The organism is Planococcus sp. SSTMD024 (assembly GCF_041320495.1).
In the GTDB taxonomy this organism is placed as follows: Bacteria; Bacillota; Bacilli; order Bacillales_A; family Planococcaceae; genus Planococcus.
Genome location: NZ_JBGGNS010000023.1, coordinates 94,329 through 110,987 on the forward strand (window position 1 = coordinate 94,329; position 16,659 = coordinate 110,987).

Here is a 16,659-nt window from a genome sequence, read left to right on the forward strand (position 1 = left end):
TGTGCATGGCAAATAAATGTCTCGGTATCTCTAAAATTACTAAGTTATCCTCCCAGAAGTTCATAAAAATGGTAAACTGAAGAAAAGTGGGAAAGGTGTGTGAATCTGAGTGAAATCCTTGAAATGGCTTGCTGCATCCCTGATTCTAATGGGAAGTGCCAATGCAGTACAGGCGGCTGAAACCGCAACAGAAGATTTTTCGACCCGTACATATGAAGTGGCGAGCATCGATTCGGGACTGCTAGGGACATCGGAACGTTTCCGGTTCGATTCGGGATTGGCTTTCGAATATCCTGATGCAGTCCGAGGGATATTCGTCACTGGAAACTCGGCCGGAGGAGAGCGTTTTTCTTCGCTAGTGGACCTTGTAGGCAGCACCGAATTAAACGCGATGGTCATTGACGTCAAGGAGGACATGGGGCATTTGACGTATACGCCTGAAGAAGAATCTCCCTTGGCAGACAAAGGCATTGGGACTTCACTGATCAAAGATCCCCGTGCGATGCTTGAACGGATGGAACAGGAACGAATATACCCGATTGCGCGTGTGGTCGTCTTCAAGGATACGGTGCTTGCCGAACAGCGCCCTGAACTTTCCTTTACCTCAGGCGGCAAGGTGTGGAAAAATCGCCGCGAGGAAGCGTTCGTCAATCCGTTCATGAAAGAAGTTTGGGACTATAATGTGGAAGTGGCAATAGAAGCCGCAAAAATGGGATTCAAGGAAATCCAATTTGACTATGTGCGTTTCCCCGAAGGATTTGAGCTGTATGGTGAGGAGCTGGACTATTCAATGGGTGACTACACAGAGTCCGATTTAGACCCCGTTCAGCGCCGTGTGGAAGCTGTGACGGATTTTGTCGCCTATGCGAGAGAAAAACTCCAGCCGTACGATGTAGAAGTATCGGTTGATATCTTCGGCTATGCAGCAACTGTTTCGGAAGCGCCTGGCATCGGACAGAACTTTTCGAAGATCTCCGAGAATGTCGATGTCATCTCCTCGATGATTTATCCGAGTCACTGGAAACAATATTTCGGTATTGCCAAACCTGACCTGGAACCGTACAATTTGGTCGCGGAGTATGCGAAAGTGGAAAATGCTGTCCTTTCCAAGCTGGAGGAGGCACCCGTATCACGCCCATGGCTACAGGATTTCACCGCCAGCTACCTGGGGGCAGGAAACTTTAAGCGCTATGGAAAAGCAGAAGTGGAAGCCCAAATCCGCGCTTTAAACGAGCATGGAATTGATGAATTTCTTTTGTGGAACGCTGGCAATCGCTATTCAGCCGGAGTCGACTATACACCAGAATAAACGAATTGCCCCTGCTGTCGTATAGGCGACCAGCAGGGGCATTTTTGACGGCTCCAAAGCTTTTTTTCAATAAGCCTCGCAATTGAAACTTTTTGCGAGATGAAACGTACTATACAGTAGAAGCTTTATTTTCAAAAGGATTTTGTAAATGAGAATAAAATTTCCTTATTGAAGTTTAATTGATAAAAGAAGCGGGTAAATTATTAATGTATAAGTTTTACAAAACCTCTGAAAATGTAGCGAGACTGTGACAAAATCAATGTTTTTTTAAAAATCTCGCTGTTAGCTATATATTACTGAAGCCTAATGTTGTATAATGATTGTAGAGCTTCTAAACGATAGTGATTCTAATTTAAGAATGAATTCCCTCAACACCTATGAATCCGAAAGGAAGTGCTTCATTATGATGGTTACATTATTCACTTCTCCAAGCTGTACGTCTTGCCGCAAGGCGAAAGCGTGGCTTGAAGAACATGATATTCCATATACAGAACGCAATATCTTCTCCGAACCTTTGACAATCAGTGAGATCAAAGAAATTCTGCGCATGACAGAGGACGGAACGGATGAAATCATTTCGACCCGTTCGAAGATCTTCCAAAAACTGAATGTAGACGTAGAGAGCTTGCCGTTGCAGCGCCTCTATGAATTGATCCAGGAGCATCCGGGCTTATTGAGACGCCCGATTATCATGGATGAAAAACGCCTGCAAGTCGGTTATAACGAAGATGAAATTCGCCGATTCCTGCCACGCAAAGTGCGCGCGTATCAATTGCTGGAAGCTCAGCGCATGGTCAACTGAGAATAAGGAGAAAAAAGCTGTCCGGTCTTTATGGTTTTTCATAAGGGATCATGGGACGGCTTTTCTTTATCTTTTTGGTAGATTGCCGCGTTATAATTTTGCTCGCGGGCTTATAGTTCTCAACTTGATTAGTTGCAAAAGTCTGTCGATTCGATTAGACTCTAAGATAATTATCTTCTCGTGCCGCCTATAGGCAGAAAAATGTTTTTAAGCCTTCAGGAAAGGTATAATGAAGGTAGTAATAAATCACGGCTTTTGAGGAACTTCCTCTTAATCCGATCCGAAAAGGAGAGGTGTAAAATGGAAATAGAACGCATTAACGACAACACAGTGAAATTTTACATTTCCTATCTTGATGTTGAAGAGCGAGGGTTCAGCCGTGACGAAATTTGGTTTAACAGAGACAAAAGCGAAGAGCTTTTCTGGGAAATGATGGATGAAGTCAACGAAGAAGCCGATTTCGTTATGGAAGGGCCGCTGTGGATACAAGTACAAGCCATGGACAAAGGACTTGAAGTCACTGTCACTCGTGCACAATTGACGAAAGACGGGCAAAAACTTGATTTGCCGGATGATATAGAAGAACGACGCAAAATGTTCTCTGGAGAAGAAACTGGATCGCAGGAATTCGATGAATTCGAACCGGTTTATGACGAAGGCGATGCGAAGAAACTCGAATATTCATTCGTTCTCTCTGAAGTGGAAGAATTGCTTCCGATTGCGAAGCGTCTCATGTATATGCCTGTTGATACGGCCTTGTACCACTTTGACGGAAAGTATTATATGCACGTGAAGTTTGATGAAATCCTGCATTCCGAAAAAGACATCAAAGACCAATTAAGTGTCATCACGGAATACCTGCAGCAAACACCGATGACGATTCATCGTCTTGAAGAATACGGCAAGCCGATCTTCAAAGAAGATGCGCTGTCGAATGTGTTGCATTATTTCGGATAAAACCTCCTATATAGGAGGTTTTTTTATGTCATTATATTGGGGGATGGACCAGCAGATATCCAGAAGTTGAATGTTTTTAAGTATTGTACAAAATGGCTCTCCAGCGTAAACTGAAAAAAAGGAGAGTGATTATAATACTGACAGCGCTCGATAAAGGCCGTTTATTTACGTTGCAAGCACATCACACAAGGCAACAGCTGATTCAGCTGCGAAGGGGCCGAACGTTTCTTTGCCCCGTTTGTGAAGCTCCAGTCGTGTTGAAAGTCGGCACGACAAAAATCCCTCATTTCGCCCATCTCCAACGTTTCTCCTGCACGCCAGGCAGTGAACCTGAAACGCCGCTTCATTTGCTCGGGAAATCCCGCCTGTCTTCTTTTTTTTACGACAAAAACATCCCTGTCCATGTCGAGCATTATTTGCCCCAGATTAAACAGCGTCCCGATTTACTTGCCAGGAAATCAGCGATTGAAATCCAATGCAGCACATTGCCGGTGGAGCACGTAATAAAGCGAAGCCAAGGATACGCCAAGATGGGCCTTGACGCCATATGGGTCCGTGGAATAGATGCCATGCCAGCTCCGGGACTTGGCGTTTTCCGAATCCGACCGTTCGAAAGAGCGATGTTCCGCAGCACGCAGCTTCATCCCCATCTCCTGCAATTCAACCCCAATCATTCCCTCTTCGTCTACTACTCCAACCTTTTTTATGTACAAGGCAACCGTTGGATCGGAAAGGCGTCACTTTTGCCTTTGAAGAAACAAGTCTTTCCTTTTGCGGTGCCGAAAAAAATTACAAAAGCAGAATACAAGCAGGCAATATCCCTCATGCGGATAGAAAAGAACAAATATATCCGTTCCCAATTATTCGCGAAAAACCGGATGAGGAACCCTTTTTGGCGCTTGAGTTACGAACTTCAGCTCGACAGGGGGGGCATCCCGGAAATTTTCGGTTTGCCGCTTGCAGGCGGGCATCTATTTCTTGAACATCCTCTTATATGGCAAATGAAAGTTGCGCTGATGATTGAGACGGGCAAGCCTGTAGAAACCTTATTGGCCGATGAGTTGATGAAGTTTGCACCTTCCGGCATAGAACACCGCCATTTATTGCAGGTGCTTTCGATGTATGAAACCATCTACCGGAATGCAGGTTTAGCTGGTGTTTCAGAAGTGGTGGATATTTCCTATCATCTGCTTGCAAAAGCGTGGGAAAATTGAGAAAATAAGGTGTAATTCGTTTCCCGAAACAAGGGAAAAGAGGAGGCAGCCAAATGACGGAAAAATTAATGACTAGAGATCAAGTGCCTGCAGAACTGACATGGCGCTTGGAGGACATTTATGCTACAGATTCACAATGGGAAGAAGAGTTTAAAGCCGTCTCGGCATTGGCTGAGAAAGCTGGACAATACGAAGGTACTTTGTCGGGCGGAGCGAATGCGCTGTACGAGGCGTTAAATTATAAGGATGAGCTCTCGGAGCGCTTGCGCAAACTCTATGCCTACGCCCATATGCGATATGACCAGGATACGACGAATTCGACGTACCAGGCGATGGACAGCCGCATCAAATCGCTTTTCGCCAAAACGGCAGCAGGCTTGTCGTTCATGACTCCTGAAATCCTGTCACTGGATGAGGCAGAACTGAACCGCTATGTAGAAGAACACGACGGATTGAAGCTATATAAACATGCCCTTGAAGAACTCAACACGATGCGGCCGCACGTATTGAAAGCGGAACAGGAAGCGCTGCTTGCGCAATTGTCTGAAGTCGTCGGCGCGTCTTCCGAAACCTTCGGCATGCTCAATAATGCCGATTTGGAGTTTCCGGAAATCGAAAATGAAGACGGCGAAAAAGTGCAGATTACACACGGCAATTACATCCGCTTCATGGAAAGCAAAGACCGCCGCGTGCGCGAAGATGCGTTCAAAGCCGTTTACGCGACATACGGTAAATTCCGCAATACTTTTGCTTCCACTTTATCCGGAAATATCAAACGCGATAACGTCCATGCGAGAATCCGTAATTATTCATCAGCCCGTGAAGCGGCACTGTCGGATGACCATATTCCAGAAGCTGTGTACGATCAATTGGTCGAAACCGTCAACAACAACCTGCATCTATTGCAGCGCTACGTAGCACTCCGGAAAGAAGTGTTGGGCCTTGACCAAGTCCATATGTACGATATGTACACACCGCTCGTGAAAGAAGTTAAAATGGAGATTCCGTACGACAAGGCGACGGGCATGATGCTAGAAGGCTTGCATGCACTCGGTGAAGAATATGTCGGCATTGTCAAATCAGGCATCGACAACCGTTGGGTCGACGTGAAAGAAAATAAGGGCAAGCGCAGCGGCGCTTATTCTTCCGGTGCTTACGGCACAAACCCTTACATCTTGATGAACTGGCAGGACAATGTAGACAACCTGTTCACTTTGGCGCATGAATTCGGCCATAGCGTACACAGCCACTACACCAGAGAGAGCCAGCCGTTCGTCTACGGCGACTATTCCATCTTCGTGGCGGAAGTGGCATCGACAACGAATGAAGCCCTGTTGAACGAACACTTGGTCAATACGACAGAAGACGAGCAGGAGCGCATTTACTTGCTCAACCACTGGCTGGACGGTTTCCGCGGAACGGTTTTCCGCCAGACGATGTTTGCTGAATTCGAGCACACAATCCACCAAATGGACCAAAACGGTGAAGCCTTGACGGCTGACCGCTTGACGGAAGTGTATTACGAGTTGAATAGAAAGTATTTCGGCGAAGACATGGCCGTGGATGAGGAAATCGGCCTCGAATGGGCGCGCATTCCGCATTTCTACTATAATTACTACGTCTTCCAGTATGCGACAGGATTCAGCGCGGCCACGGCATTAAGCAAAAAAATCCTTGAAGAAGGGCAGCCGGCGGTAGAGCGTTATATCAATGAATTCCTAAAAGCGGGCAGCTCCGATTACCCGATTGAAGTCTTGAAAAAAGCCGGCGTCGACATGACCTCATCCGAGCCGGTCGAAGAGGCATGCAAAGTCTTTGGGCAAAAGCTTGAAGAACTCGAAGCCTTGCTATTGAAAAAATAAAAAACAGCGAAAACCTTTGCGGCGTGAGATCTGCAGAGGTTTTTTGCATGAGCCGGGGGAATCTGAATACGGGATTGAAAATGTTATAGCGAAATGGAAACAAGAAAGGATGAATAATGAAAAGTAAGGATTTTTTATAAATATAAATTATCTTTAAATAACTTTTATGTAAGTTGAATATATGTAAGCGCTTGATATTATGACAGATTTGTGAAAAGGTTTGTGATTTATTGCATTAACTATTATGTCGTGATATTATTAGGTTGTGAAATTAATCACATACAAACATACACCCCTTTGTTTGAGCGTGAACATTTCTCCCATCCCCTTTGTGTAAGATAAGAAAGGCGCCTTCCGGACGTGGAAGGCGCCTTTCGCTATTCTATAGAAGAAAATAAGCTAAGCCCCTGTTGGGAGCTTAGCTTATTTTACTTTCCACAATGTCTCGTCCTGCATCGGGATGCGTTCTAGTTTCTGTTGCAGCACTTGCTTTTTCAGCTCGCGCTCTGCGGTTTGTTCGCTGATATTGTAGATGCTTGCCACTTCGTGGGTCGCCATCGTTGGATATTTTATGAACAGGTCATCGAGAGAAGGCGGGGATTGCCGGTTGAGCCGGTCTTTTCCCAGCATTTCCTGTAGGATGGTCAGATAGACGTCGTATGAATAAAGGCCTGAAACTTTGACGCCTTCGTCTTCGATGCATTCATTGAAAAAGACGATGCTTGGCACTTCGGAAATCTCCATTTCGCGTGTGATGCGAAGATCGCATTGGAATGCTTTGGCGCTGTGGACCGAATGGAAATCATCTTTGAATTCGTCTTGGTCCAATTCAGCTTCTTCCGCTATTTCAAGCAGTACATCGTAGGATGTGACGTTTCTCGATTGAAGAAAAAGGTGTTCTTGCAGTTTGTATAGGAATCGATTGCCTGCCCGTTTGCCCTGGAGTTCCGCCGCTTTGATGGCGACAGACGGAAGTGCGGGATGTTCAAGTTCGTCGCCGGTCATATCGGCGTTTTTCACGCTCATGTTCAGGGCGGATAATTGTGTGCTTAAGATCATCCGCATGGAAAAATAATGGCCATACTCGATTTGTAATTTGCGGATGATGGATTGAAGTTCCCAGCATGCGGGATTCATCGGATCCATGAACACGTATAGTTCCATCGGCTTGCAGGAAACTTGGTGTTCGCGGATATCCTCTGCCAGATCCAGGTTGCTCACTCCAACTCCTCCTCACTGTCGTAATCATTCACCATATGGTGTGCGGTCAAAACGAGGCGGTTGAAAAACGTCTCGCGGAATTGGCCGCTGAGCCCGACTTCATCCATCGCTTCACTCATGCACTCAAGCCAGGCTTGGGCACGGTCTGGAGTGATTGGGAATGGATGGTGGCGCGCTTTTAGGCGCGGGTGGCCGTGTTCTGCTGAGTAAATATTCGGGCCGCCTAAATATTGGGTCAAAAACTGTTTTTGTTTTCTTGCGGTTTCGGTCAAATCGTCAGGGAAAATGGGTGCAAGTTGCGGATGTGCTGAGACGCGTGCATAGAAGGCGTCCACCAGGTTTGATAAAGTTTCCGCGCCGATTTCATCGTACGGAAGAAGCGGTTTTTCAGTCATCTGTCTTGTCCCCTTTGTGTTTGCTGTAAATCCATTCTATCAACGCCTGGTAAATATCTCAAACAAATCGCATGCCACAGGACAGCGATGCGTCCTTTATCGTTTGGCAGCCGCCTTCATAAAACGTGCAATCTTCTTGTCCGCCGGGCGCACTGGGATCTGTTTTTCTTCCAGCAAGGAGAGGAATTTCCGCTTGCCTGCGGCTTCGTCCGTCACTTCATATTCCAGTTCGTAATCTTCCACCCCTAAATATTCCGAATGGTCCAGCACGAGAAGACCACCCTCGTATGCAGTTTCAACGCGGTGCGTTGTCAGTGAGCCGATAGGCACCAAATCGGCTGGCGAGACCCCGAGCCGCTCGAGTTCAACAGAAACTTCCGGCGCGTTGAACTGGCCCAACTCCAACATGGCGGAAGCCTGTTCCTGGGTTAAGGCATCAGTCGTTTCGTAATTTCCGGAAGCGGCCGGTGTTTTTAGCGTGCATTCGAAGCGGCTGCCGATGCTGCGCAAGCGAAGGGCTGCCTTTTGGCCGCGCAGCCGGAAATCGGCTGTATCGAAATAATGGTTGGTCTGGCTGATCGGTTCGGTTTTTTGCTCTTCTATTAATTTGTTATACTCGTCTTTTGTCAGCATGTTCTTGAATTCAATCTCAAGTTCTTTAGTCATTTGTTCACCTCATTAGTCCCATTTTGTGATGCGCGAGCCCTTCTTAATTGGAAAGAAGCGGGTTTTGAACCAGCCCAGGTCAACCGCGATGGGGCGGGAATTTTAAGCTCACCCTGTTTGCTCTTGGCTTAGCCGTTAATTTCATTATCGGATAGTTGGGTGCAATCTGCAACGCAGAGCCCTGCTGTGGTAAAATAGCGGTATGAAGAAACAGCCCTGCGCTGGGCTTAAAGGATAGTAAAATGGGCAAAGCAGTAAGGAGGGCCAGACATGGGGCAATGGAATCGTTTTTTGGCGCCGTATAAACAAGCGGTCGACGAGATGAAAGTGAAATTCAAAGGCATGCGCAAGCAGTTTGAGACGAATAACACGAATTCACCGATTGAGTTCGTTACCGGCCGCGTAAAGCCGCTGGCGAGCATTTATGATAAAACCTTGGAAAAGGGGCTGTTGTTTGAACCGTCGGAAGAATTGGCCCGCAATTTACAAGATATCGCCGGTTTGCGAATGATGTGCCAATTTGTTGGGGATATCGAAACTGTAGTTGAGCTTTTGCGCCAGCGCAATGATTTGCGCATCGTCGAAGAAAAGGATTATATTTCGCATGAAAAGCAAAGCGGCTACCGTTCATATCATGTCATTGTCGAGTATCCTGTGCAGACCATCGACGGCGAGCAGCTGATTCTTGCGGAAATCCAGATCCGCACATTGGCGATGAATTTCTGGGCGTCGATCGAGCATTCCTTGAATTATAAATACAAAGGCGTCTTCCCGGAGGAGATCAAGCTCCGCCTGCAACGCGCAGCGGAAGCGGCTTTCCAGCTCGATGAAGAGATGACGCAGATCAGGGATGAAATCCAGGAAGCGCAAGCGTATTTCAGTGAATACAAAGAATCCCCGGGGACGCGATTTCCCGCGGATGCAGAAGGAGGTCGAAAGGATACATGAAATTTTATATCATATCGAGAAGTGATGATTTGTCCAATCGATTGATGAAGGAGGCCCGGGAATACTTGGAAGACTTCGGCATGATATGGGACGAAGAATTCCCGCAGATCGTTTTGTCGATCGGCGGGGACGGCACCTTGCTGCATGCATTCCATAAATACAGCGAGCGTTTGGATGCTGTTGCATTTGTCGGGATCCATACTGGCCACCTTGGATTTTACGCGGACTGGAAGCCCATCGAGATCGAAAAACTCGTATTGGCCATTGCCAAAAAGGAATTCGAAGTGATTGAATATCCCTTGCTGGAAGTGACGGTGCACTACCGGAGTGATCAGGAATCTTCCACCTATTTGGCTTTGAATGAATCGACCGTAAAATCCCCGGACGTCACGCTCGTCATGGATGTCTTCCTGAACGACAGCCATTTTGAACGCTTTCGCGGGGACGGGTTGTGCATGTCGACGCCTTCGGGAAGCACAGCGTATAATAAAGCGCTCGGCGGGGCGATTATCCACCCGTCCTTGCCGGCAATGCAATTGACCGAGATGGCTTCGATCAACAACCGGGTGTTCCGGACTGTCGGTTCGCCGCTTGTTTTGCCGTCCCATCACCGCTGTACTTTGCTTCCGGTCAAGGCGCCGGATTTCATGGTGACAATCGACCACCTTCAATTGCTGCATAAAGACGTCGAATCGATCGAGTACCGCGTGGCGAAAGAAAAAGTGCGCTTCGCCCGTTTCCGCGCGTTTCCGTTCTGGCGCCGCGTGCACGACTCATTCATCGACAGCGAACTGTCGGAGGATTGATGGCATGAACGCATTCCAAGTTGAATTTACTGCAGAGAAGCGCGGCCTGTTGCGGGAAGCGTTGCAAAATTATGGCATTTCCAAAAGGACTTTGGCTTCTGTGAAATATAGCGGAGGCCATTTGCTGGTCAATGGTTCGGAAGTGACGGTCAGGCATCCGCTCGAAGTGGGGGATGCCGTGACCGTTATTTTTCCGAAAGAAACACAAGGCAAAGGCTTGACAGCTGAACAAGGCCCGCTCGCCATCGTCTATGAAGACGATGCGTTGTTGATTGTCGAAAAGCCGCCAGGCCAGAACACGATCCCGTCTCGTGAGCAGCCGTTTGGAAGCCTTGCGAACATTGTCGCCGGGCATTTCGAACGCCACGGCATCCCGTCGACACTGCATATCGCCACCCGCCTTGATAAAGATACTTCGGGGCTCGTCTGCATTGCAAAAAACCGCCATATCCATCATCTGCTGTCTATGCAACAGCAGGGAAAGCGCATGAACCGGCGCTATGAAGCGTTTGTTCACGGCGAAGTGGCAACTGGGCATATGGTGATCACCGCCCCGATTGCCCGAAAAGGCACCAGCATCATCGAACGTGAAGTAAGGGAAGACGGCAAGTTTGCCGAGACCGAGTTGGAATTGATCCAGTCGGCGGGTGGCATCAGCCATGTCGGGTTGAAATTAAATACTGGCAGGACCCATCAAATACGCGTTCATTTAGCCCATATCGGGCATCCGCTTCTTGGGGATGATTTATACAGCGGCAGACGTGAGTTGATCAAAAGGCAGGCCCTGCATTGCACGGAATTGCAGCTCGACCATCCTGTCTCTGGAGAGCGGATGGCATTCACATCCGCTCTTGCCGGCGATATGCGTGTATTGATTTAATGATAATGATGGAAGCGCTCTGGCTGGTAAACCTGTTTTGACGGCACTTGGCAAATCTCCATTTCTGGAAAACGCAGTGCGGTCAGGCTCCCGCCGAAAATACAGCCTGTATCGATATTGACGGTGTTATTCTGGAAATGAGGCTTCTTGACCGGGGTATGGCCGTAAACGATCCACCGCTCGCCTTTGTAGCGCTTTGCCCAATTGCCGCGCACCGGCCGACCGTCGGAATGGTACCTCCCGGTGACTTCGCCGTATAAAGCGAAAGTGATCATTTTGCGGCTCAGTGCCTGCCCGATCATCTCCTCTCGCAAGCCCGCATGGACAACCACCAATTCATCCCGCAGCTGGTGATAGAGGGGAAGGGCTTCATAAAACTGGAGATAGCGATCCTTGAACTCTTTCTGTTCGCCTTTTTCCAATCTCCGCCATTCGGCAACGGTCATTTCCAATCCGTGCAGGAGTTCGACCGGGTTGCCTTTGAAAAATCGATAGAGTTTATTGCAATGATTGCCAGGGGAATAATAAAGGATGCCCGCATCCTGCATGGCGAATAATAGCTGCAGCACTGCGAGGGATTCCGGGCCGCGGTCCATGGCATCTCCGACAAAGGCGAGATGGCGGTCTTCGGGATGTACAGGGAGGCCGTTTTCGAATTGGTAGCCGAGCCGTTCGATCAATTCGATTAGCTCAGTGAAGCAGCCGTGAATATCACCGATGACATCATATTTCATATTCTTCAGCTCCTAACTGCTAACTGTTGATTTCAGTGTAACGCATATGGGGAAAAAAGCTGAAACAATTGAAAGGAGGGAGTATACATGATGGAAGAAACGAAGATCCGTGACGAGGAACTTAACGAAGAATTATTGCACGAACTGCTTGAAAATGGGGATGTTGAAGCATTCCGAGAAGAATTTTTGTCCCACCATCCATACGACCAGGCAAGCTTTTATGAAAAAGCGGACGGGGAAATGAGGCATTTGCTCTATCAGTATCTCTCTCCTAAAGAAATGGCGGATATTTTTGAAGCCATTGAAGTGGACGATGACGAATACGAAGATCTGTTCAAGGAAATGGACACACGCTATGCATCGGATATCCTGTCCTATATGTACACCGATGACGCGGTCGATGTACTCAATGAATTGAACAAAGACCAAGTCGCCAGTTATTTGACGATTATGGATAAGGAATCCGCCCAGCAGATCAAGGACTTGCTGCATTACGAAGAGTATACGGCGGGCTCGATCATGACGACGGAATTTGTCGCGATCCCGAAAAACTCGACGGTGCGTTCGGCGATGAATATCCTGCGAAATGCCGCACCGAACGCAGAAACGATCTATTATGTCTTCGTCATTGATGAAGATCGCAAGCTATCAGGCATCGTGACTTTGCGGGACTTGATAATTGCAGATGAAGACACATTGATCGAATCGATCATGAACGACCGGGTTGTCAGTGTCCAAGTAAGCGAAGACCAGGAAGAAGTCGCTCGCATGATCAAAGACTATGACTTTCTTGCACTTCCGGTCGTGGATTTCCAGGACCACCTGCTTGGCATCATCACAGTCGATGACATCATCGACGTGTTGGATGAAGAGGCCTCTGATGACTACTCCAAATTGGCCGCTGTATCCGATATGGACACCTTTGACCGCGGCCCGTTGACAGCAGCGAAAAAACGCTTGCCGTGGCTCATCTTGCTGACCTTCCTTGGCATGTTGACAGCGAATTTGATGGGCATGTTCGAAGCGACACTTGACCAAGTGGCGCTGCTCGCCGTGTTTATTCCTTTGATTGCCGGAATGGCAGGGAATAGCGGCACGCAGGCGCTTGCGGTTGCCGTACGCGGTATTGCCACGGGGGACATCGAAGAAGAAAGCAAGATGAAGCTTTTGTTCCGGGAAGCAGGAACCGGCTTGATCACGGGTGTCATCTGCGGCATCGTGGTCGTGGGGCTCGTTTATTTTTGGAAATCTGAATTGCTGATCGGCATGCTGGTCGGCACGGCAGTGGCAAGTTCGATTTTTGTGGCGACCTTGGCCGGCTCGTTTATCCCGTTATTGATCCACCGGATGAAAATCGACCCTGCCGTCGCATCTGGACCGTTCATCACAACCTTGAATGATATCATTTCCATTCTCATTTATTTGGGCTTGGCGACAACGTTCCTGACGAATTTATAAGCCAGTAAACGACTAAATGAAGCAAGATCGCAGAAAGTGCAATTGCACTTTCTTTTTTTATGGGGTAATATTAGCACCAGGTAATAATATTAGGAGGTATATATATGTCGATTTCATTAAAAGATAAAACATACGTCATCATGGGTGTTGCCAATAAGCGCAGCATTGCATGGGGAATTGCGCGTTCATTGGATGCAGCTGGAGCAAACTTGATCTTTACATATGCCGGGGAGCGCTTTGAAAAGTCGGTGCGTGATTTGGTCGCAACACTTGATGGCAACCACGAACAGATCTTGCCGTGTGATGTGACCAGTGACGAAGACGTAGAGAAATGCTTCAACACGATCAAAGAAAGCGCCGGAAAAATCGATGGGCTTGCGCATTGCATCGCGTTCGCGAAAACAGAAGAATTGTCTGGCGACTTTTCAGATACATCGCGCGACGGCTTTTTGCTTGCACATAATATCAGTTCGTACTCATTGACGATCGTTTCGAAATACGCAAAACCGTTAATGACAGAAGGCGGCAGCATCGTAGCCTTGACTTACATCGGCGGAGAGCGCGTCATGCCGAACTATAATGTCATGGGTGTTGCCAAAGCATCGCTTGAAATGTCTGTACGTTATTTGGCTGCTGATCTTGGCAAGCATGATATCCGCGTCAACGCGATTTCATCCGGCCCGATCCGTACGCTTTCTTCTAAAGGCGTCAGCGACTTCAACTCGATTTTGCGTGAAATCGAAGAGAAAGCACCGCTTCGCCGAAACACGACGCCGGAAGAAGTCGGCGACACGGCTGTCTTCCTATTCAGCAATATGTCCCGCGGCATTACCGGCGAAGTCCTGCACGTCGACAGCGGCTATCACGTTTTATAAAAGGCATGAAAAAAACCTTCCGGAAGTGTCCGGAAGGTTTTTTTATAGCGTTTTTTCCATTTGGCGATGCGGGATGCCGGCATCCATGAATTCTGGAGAGACCACATCGTAGCCAAGCCGTTCGTAAAACGGGATGGCGTGGCTTTGGGAGTTGAGCTGCAGGCGGAAATAGCCGATCGAGCGGGCATATTCCTCCAGCTGTTCCATCATCTCCGCGCCGAAATGATGTCCGCGGTATTCCGGCAGTACGCAAACGCGCTCGACTTTGCCGACGCCTTGTTCGTATTCACGTATGCGGGCAGCGGCAATAGGCTGCTCGAGTTCATAGCCGATAAAGTGAGTGGCGCTGTCGTCATGTTCATCCATTTCCACATGAAGGGCAACGCCTTGCTCGTCGACGAAAACTTTTCGGCGGATTTCAAAAGCCTGTTCTTTTTCGAGTTCAGTTTCAACGATTTTTACTTTCTGCAATTAAGCTTCATCTCCTGACAAGCGAAATGTATCGTATACAGTCCACGAACCATCTTCCAATTGGTAAAGCAAGTGGATGCGGTCAATCGTCTCTTCATGGTCGATCCCGGCCATCTTCAATTGGCCGTAGACATCGGCGTGCTCCGAATCTGAAAGCTTTTGTGCGATGGTGATATGCGGCACAAAAGGATGGTCCGGCATGCCGCCAAGAAAATCGGAGTGGAGGTCTTCGTGAAGATCCATCAGCTCTTTTGAAGGTTCGATCTTGAAGTACAAAGCGTTCGTCACCGGCGTGAACGTACTGACACGCGTTGCGTGGATGCGGAAAGGCTTTTGGCGCTTGGCGATATTGCCAAGCTCCTCCGCCATCGCTTTAACTTCTGAGTCATCCGCTTCAAAAGGCCCTTTCAATGTAATATGGGGCGTGATCAATTCATAATGCGGGTCATAGCGTTTCCGGTAGGAATTCGCCAAGTCTTGTAGTTTTTTCGATGGAAATGCTGCAATGCCATATTTCATAATCAATAGACCTCCTCATCTAATAAATGCTTTCTGTTCAATTGTATCAAATTGTTCAATTTGTTTCCTTAAGGCCTACATGCCGAAATTCATCAACAGCGCCCTTTTCAAGTCAGGCTGCCAGTATTTCCATGTATGGTCTCCTTTGAATTCTTCGTAAAAGAGCGAAAACCCTTTATTTTTCATCAACTCATTCAGCTCGCGGTTCGGGCCAAGGAAGTCGGCGGTTTCCCCGTTGGTCAGCTTGACTTCCGTTTCATCCGAGCCGATGACATGGTAGACCGTGAACGAATTGTTCATCGGAAACTTCTCGACGGCTTCCAACATTTCCGGCCCGACTTTCGGCGACTGGAGAATGACGCGCCCGAAAATATTTGGGTATTTGAGGGCGGCCATCAAGGACACGGTGGCGGCGAGCGAATCACCGATCAATGTCCGGCCCATGCCGACTTGGTAGGTCGGGTACTTCTCATCGAGGTAAGGCGCCAGTTCATGGGCCAGGAACCGCAAATACGCGGCATGCTGTTCACCGTTCGGTTCGTATTTTCGGTTGCGGTCTTCCACGCTCTTGTACGGAATGCCGACGAAGATGATGTTTTCGATTTCCTGGTTTTCCAGCAACTCGTCGACAACACGCGGCACACGGCCAAGCTGGAAATAATCCTTACCGTCCGATGCGATGACCAGGCTGTATTTATAAAGGGGAGAATAATTTGCCGGTAAGTGGACGAGCACCTGCATGTCCTCTCCCAAGGCATCGCTGTAAAGCGTGAAATCCTCTACGCTTCCTTTGTTCATGATGTTGCCTCCTTCTAATTCTATTGTACAAAAATTGTAACATATTCCCCCTGCAAGGTATAATGGGCAAGAAGACAAATCCAAATAGAGAGAGGGGATGGCATCATGGATGGAGGACATTTCCGTGTGCATTCAGAAGAAGTGAACAAAGCGACGCATGAAGCTTTGGAGAGAAGGGGCGTCACGAAAGAAGATATCGCGAAAATCGTGTTGGAAATGCAATTGCCTTTCAATGAAGGGTTGACGTTGGCCCATTGCACCGAGTCGGTCGAAAGTGTCTTGCGCAAGCGGGAAATGCAGCATGCGCTCTTGGTCGGCATCGAACTCGATGAATTGGCGGAACAAGGGAAATTGTCCCAGCCGCTTCAGCAGATTGTCGGCTCGGATGAAGGCTTGTTCGGAGTCGATGAAATGATCGGACTCGGCGCAGTGCTTACCTATGGCAGCATCGCGGTGACGACGTTCGGCCATTTGGACAAAAATAAGACCGGCATCATCCATAAGCTCGATACGAAATACGGGGAGCATGTCCATACCTTCCTCGATGATTTAGTTTCGAGTATCGCGGCATGCGCTTCGGCGCGGATTGCACACCGCACGCGCGATTTGGAGGAGGAGGGCAGAAGCTTTGAAGACCTCACTCCTGAAGAGACGACACCGGAAACTCATGTGCCTGGAGCAGAATACGATTAATGGATAATATTTGAAATAATCTGGTTTGAAAACGATTCCATATGAAAAAAT

18 protein-coding genes are annotated in these 16,659 nt (G+C 48.1%); 11 read left to right on the forward strand and 7 right to left on the reverse strand.

Annotated features, from left to right (window positions below; genetic code table 11):
- Window positions 1–148: 148 nt before the first annotated feature.
- The 5 genes from AB9R92_RS14670 (at window position 149) to pepF (ending at window position 6,144) form a co-directional block, all read left to right on the forward strand.
- Window positions 149–1,309 carry a putative glycoside hydrolase gene (locus AB9R92_RS14670; protein WP_370670613.1) on the forward strand — a complete coding sequence of 387 codons (1,161 nt, stop codon included), beginning with the start codon at window positions 149–151 and terminating at the stop codon, window positions 1,307–1,309.
- A 406-nt stretch (window positions 1,310–1,715) separates the two neighbouring features.
- Window positions 1,716–2,111: a transcriptional regulator SpxA gene (spxA, locus tag AB9R92_RS14675; protein ID WP_008429739.1), complete on the forward strand. Its 396-nt coding sequence runs from the start codon at window positions 1,716–1,718 to the stop codon at window positions 2,109–2,111.
- 300 nt (window positions 2,112–2,411) lie between these two features.
- Window positions 2,412–3,068, forward strand: coding sequence for an adaptor protein MecA (gene mecA, locus AB9R92_RS14680; protein ID WP_370670200.1), 657 nt, complete (start codon window positions 2,412–2,414; stop codon window positions 3,066–3,068).
- A 125-nt stretch (window positions 3,069–3,193) separates the two neighbouring features.
- A complete protein-coding gene (locus AB9R92_RS14685; protein ID WP_370670201.1) occupies window positions 3,194–4,282 on the forward strand; it encodes a competence protein CoiA in 1,089 nt (362 codons plus the stop codon).
- Window positions 4,283–4,335: 53 nt separating this feature from the next.
- Window positions 4,336–6,144, forward strand: coding sequence for an oligoendopeptidase F (gene pepF, locus AB9R92_RS14690; RefSeq protein WP_370670202.1), 1,809 nt, complete (start codon window positions 4,336–4,338; stop codon window positions 6,142–6,144).
- A 423-nt stretch (window positions 6,145–6,567) separates the two neighbouring features.
- Here pepF and AB9R92_RS14695 read toward each other — a convergent pair whose 3' ends face one another.
- The 3 genes from AB9R92_RS14695 to AB9R92_RS14705 all read right to left on the reverse strand — a co-directional run bounded on the left by AB9R92_RS14695 (window position 6,568) and on the right by AB9R92_RS14705 (window position 8,426).
- Window positions 6,568–7,365 carry a ClpXP adapter SpxH family protein gene (locus tag AB9R92_RS14695; protein ID WP_370670203.1) on the reverse strand — a complete coding sequence of 266 codons (798 nt, stop codon included), beginning with the start codon at window positions 7,363–7,365 and terminating at the stop codon, window positions 6,568–6,570.
- A complete protein-coding gene (locus AB9R92_RS14700; protein WP_370670204.1) occupies window positions 7,362–7,760 on the reverse strand; it encodes a globin domain-containing protein in 399 nt (132 codons plus the stop codon). Before AB9R92_RS14700 ends, AB9R92_RS14695 begins: the two co-directional genes overlap by 4 nt.
- Window positions 7,761–7,856: 96 nt before the next feature.
- Complete coding sequence (locus tag AB9R92_RS14705; RefSeq protein ID WP_370670205.1) at window positions 7,857–8,426, reverse strand: CYTH domain-containing protein; 570 nt, start codon at window positions 8,424–8,426, stop codon at window positions 7,857–7,859.
- 270 nt (window positions 8,427–8,696) lie between these two features.
- Here AB9R92_RS14705 and yjbM point away from each other — a divergent pair, with 270 nt between their 5' ends.
- Genes yjbM through AB9R92_RS14720 form a run of 3 tightly spaced genes read left to right on the forward strand, consistent with a single transcriptional unit; the run spans window position 8,697 to window position 11,060 of the window.
- Window positions 8,697–9,374, forward strand: a complete 678-nt coding sequence (yjbM, locus tag AB9R92_RS14710) for a GTP diphosphokinase (RefSeq protein ID WP_058383404.1) — start codon at window positions 8,697–8,699, stop codon at window positions 9,372–9,374.
- Entirely contained in the window at window positions 9,371–10,180 is an 810-nt protein-coding gene (locus AB9R92_RS14715; RefSeq protein ID WP_370670206.1) for an NAD kinase, read from the forward strand. Before yjbM ends, AB9R92_RS14715 begins: the two co-directional genes overlap by 4 nt.
- 4 nt (window positions 10,181–10,184) lie before the next feature.
- On the forward strand, window positions 10,185–11,060 hold the full coding sequence (locus AB9R92_RS14720) for an RluA family pseudouridine synthase (protein WP_370670207.1): 876 nt from the start codon (window positions 10,185–10,187) through the stop codon (window positions 11,058–11,060).
- Here AB9R92_RS14720 and prpE read toward each other — a convergent pair.
- Window positions 11,057–11,794 carry a bis(5'-nucleosyl)-tetraphosphatase PrpE gene (prpE, locus tag AB9R92_RS14725; protein WP_370670208.1) on the reverse strand — a complete coding sequence of 246 codons (738 nt, stop codon included), beginning with the start codon at window positions 11,792–11,794 and terminating at the stop codon, window positions 11,057–11,059. The genes AB9R92_RS14720 and prpE overlap by 4 nt on opposite strands.
- Before the next feature lie 87 nt (window positions 11,795–11,881).
- Between prpE and mgtE the strand changes: the two genes are divergently transcribed.
- Both mgtE and fabI read left to right on the forward strand, forming a co-directional pair.
- Window positions 11,882–13,252 (forward strand): magnesium transporter, encoded by a 1,371-nt coding sequence (gene mgtE / locus AB9R92_RS14730; RefSeq protein WP_370670209.1) that lies wholly within the window; start codon window positions 11,882–11,884, stop codon window positions 13,250–13,252.
- A 104-nt stretch (window positions 13,253–13,356) separates the two neighbouring features.
- Complete coding sequence (gene fabI / locus AB9R92_RS14735) at window positions 13,357–14,127, forward strand: enoyl-ACP reductase FabI (RefSeq protein WP_058383409.1); 771 nt, start codon at window positions 13,357–13,359, stop codon at window positions 14,125–14,127.
- A 42-nt stretch (window positions 14,128–14,169) separates the two neighbouring features.
- Here the strand turns inward: fabI and AB9R92_RS14740 are convergent, their stop codons facing one another.
- From AB9R92_RS14740 to AB9R92_RS14750, 3 genes are all read right to left on the reverse strand, one after another.
- Complete coding sequence (locus AB9R92_RS14740) at window positions 14,170–14,598, reverse strand: GNAT family N-acetyltransferase (protein ID WP_058383410.1); 429 nt, start codon at window positions 14,596–14,598, stop codon at window positions 14,170–14,172.
- The gene (locus AB9R92_RS14745; RefSeq protein WP_068869551.1) at window positions 14,599–15,117 is read right to left on the reverse strand and encodes a YjcG family protein; all 519 of its coding nucleotides are present in this window, start codon (window positions 15,115–15,117) and stop codon (window positions 14,599–14,601) included.
- A gap of 75 nt (window positions 15,118–15,192) precedes the next feature.
- Window positions 15,193–15,915 carry an alpha/beta hydrolase gene (locus tag AB9R92_RS14750; protein ID WP_370670210.1) on the reverse strand — a complete coding sequence of 241 codons (723 nt, stop codon included), beginning with the start codon at window positions 15,913–15,915 and terminating at the stop codon, window positions 15,193–15,195.
- Window positions 15,916–16,020: 105 nt separating this feature from the next.
- Between AB9R92_RS14750 and AB9R92_RS14755 the strand changes: the two genes are divergently transcribed.
- Window positions 16,021–16,608, forward strand: coding sequence for a phosphatidylglycerophosphatase A family protein (locus tag AB9R92_RS14755; RefSeq protein ID WP_370670211.1), 588 nt, complete (start codon window positions 16,021–16,023; stop codon window positions 16,606–16,608).
- Window positions 16,609–16,659: the final 51 nt, after the last annotated feature.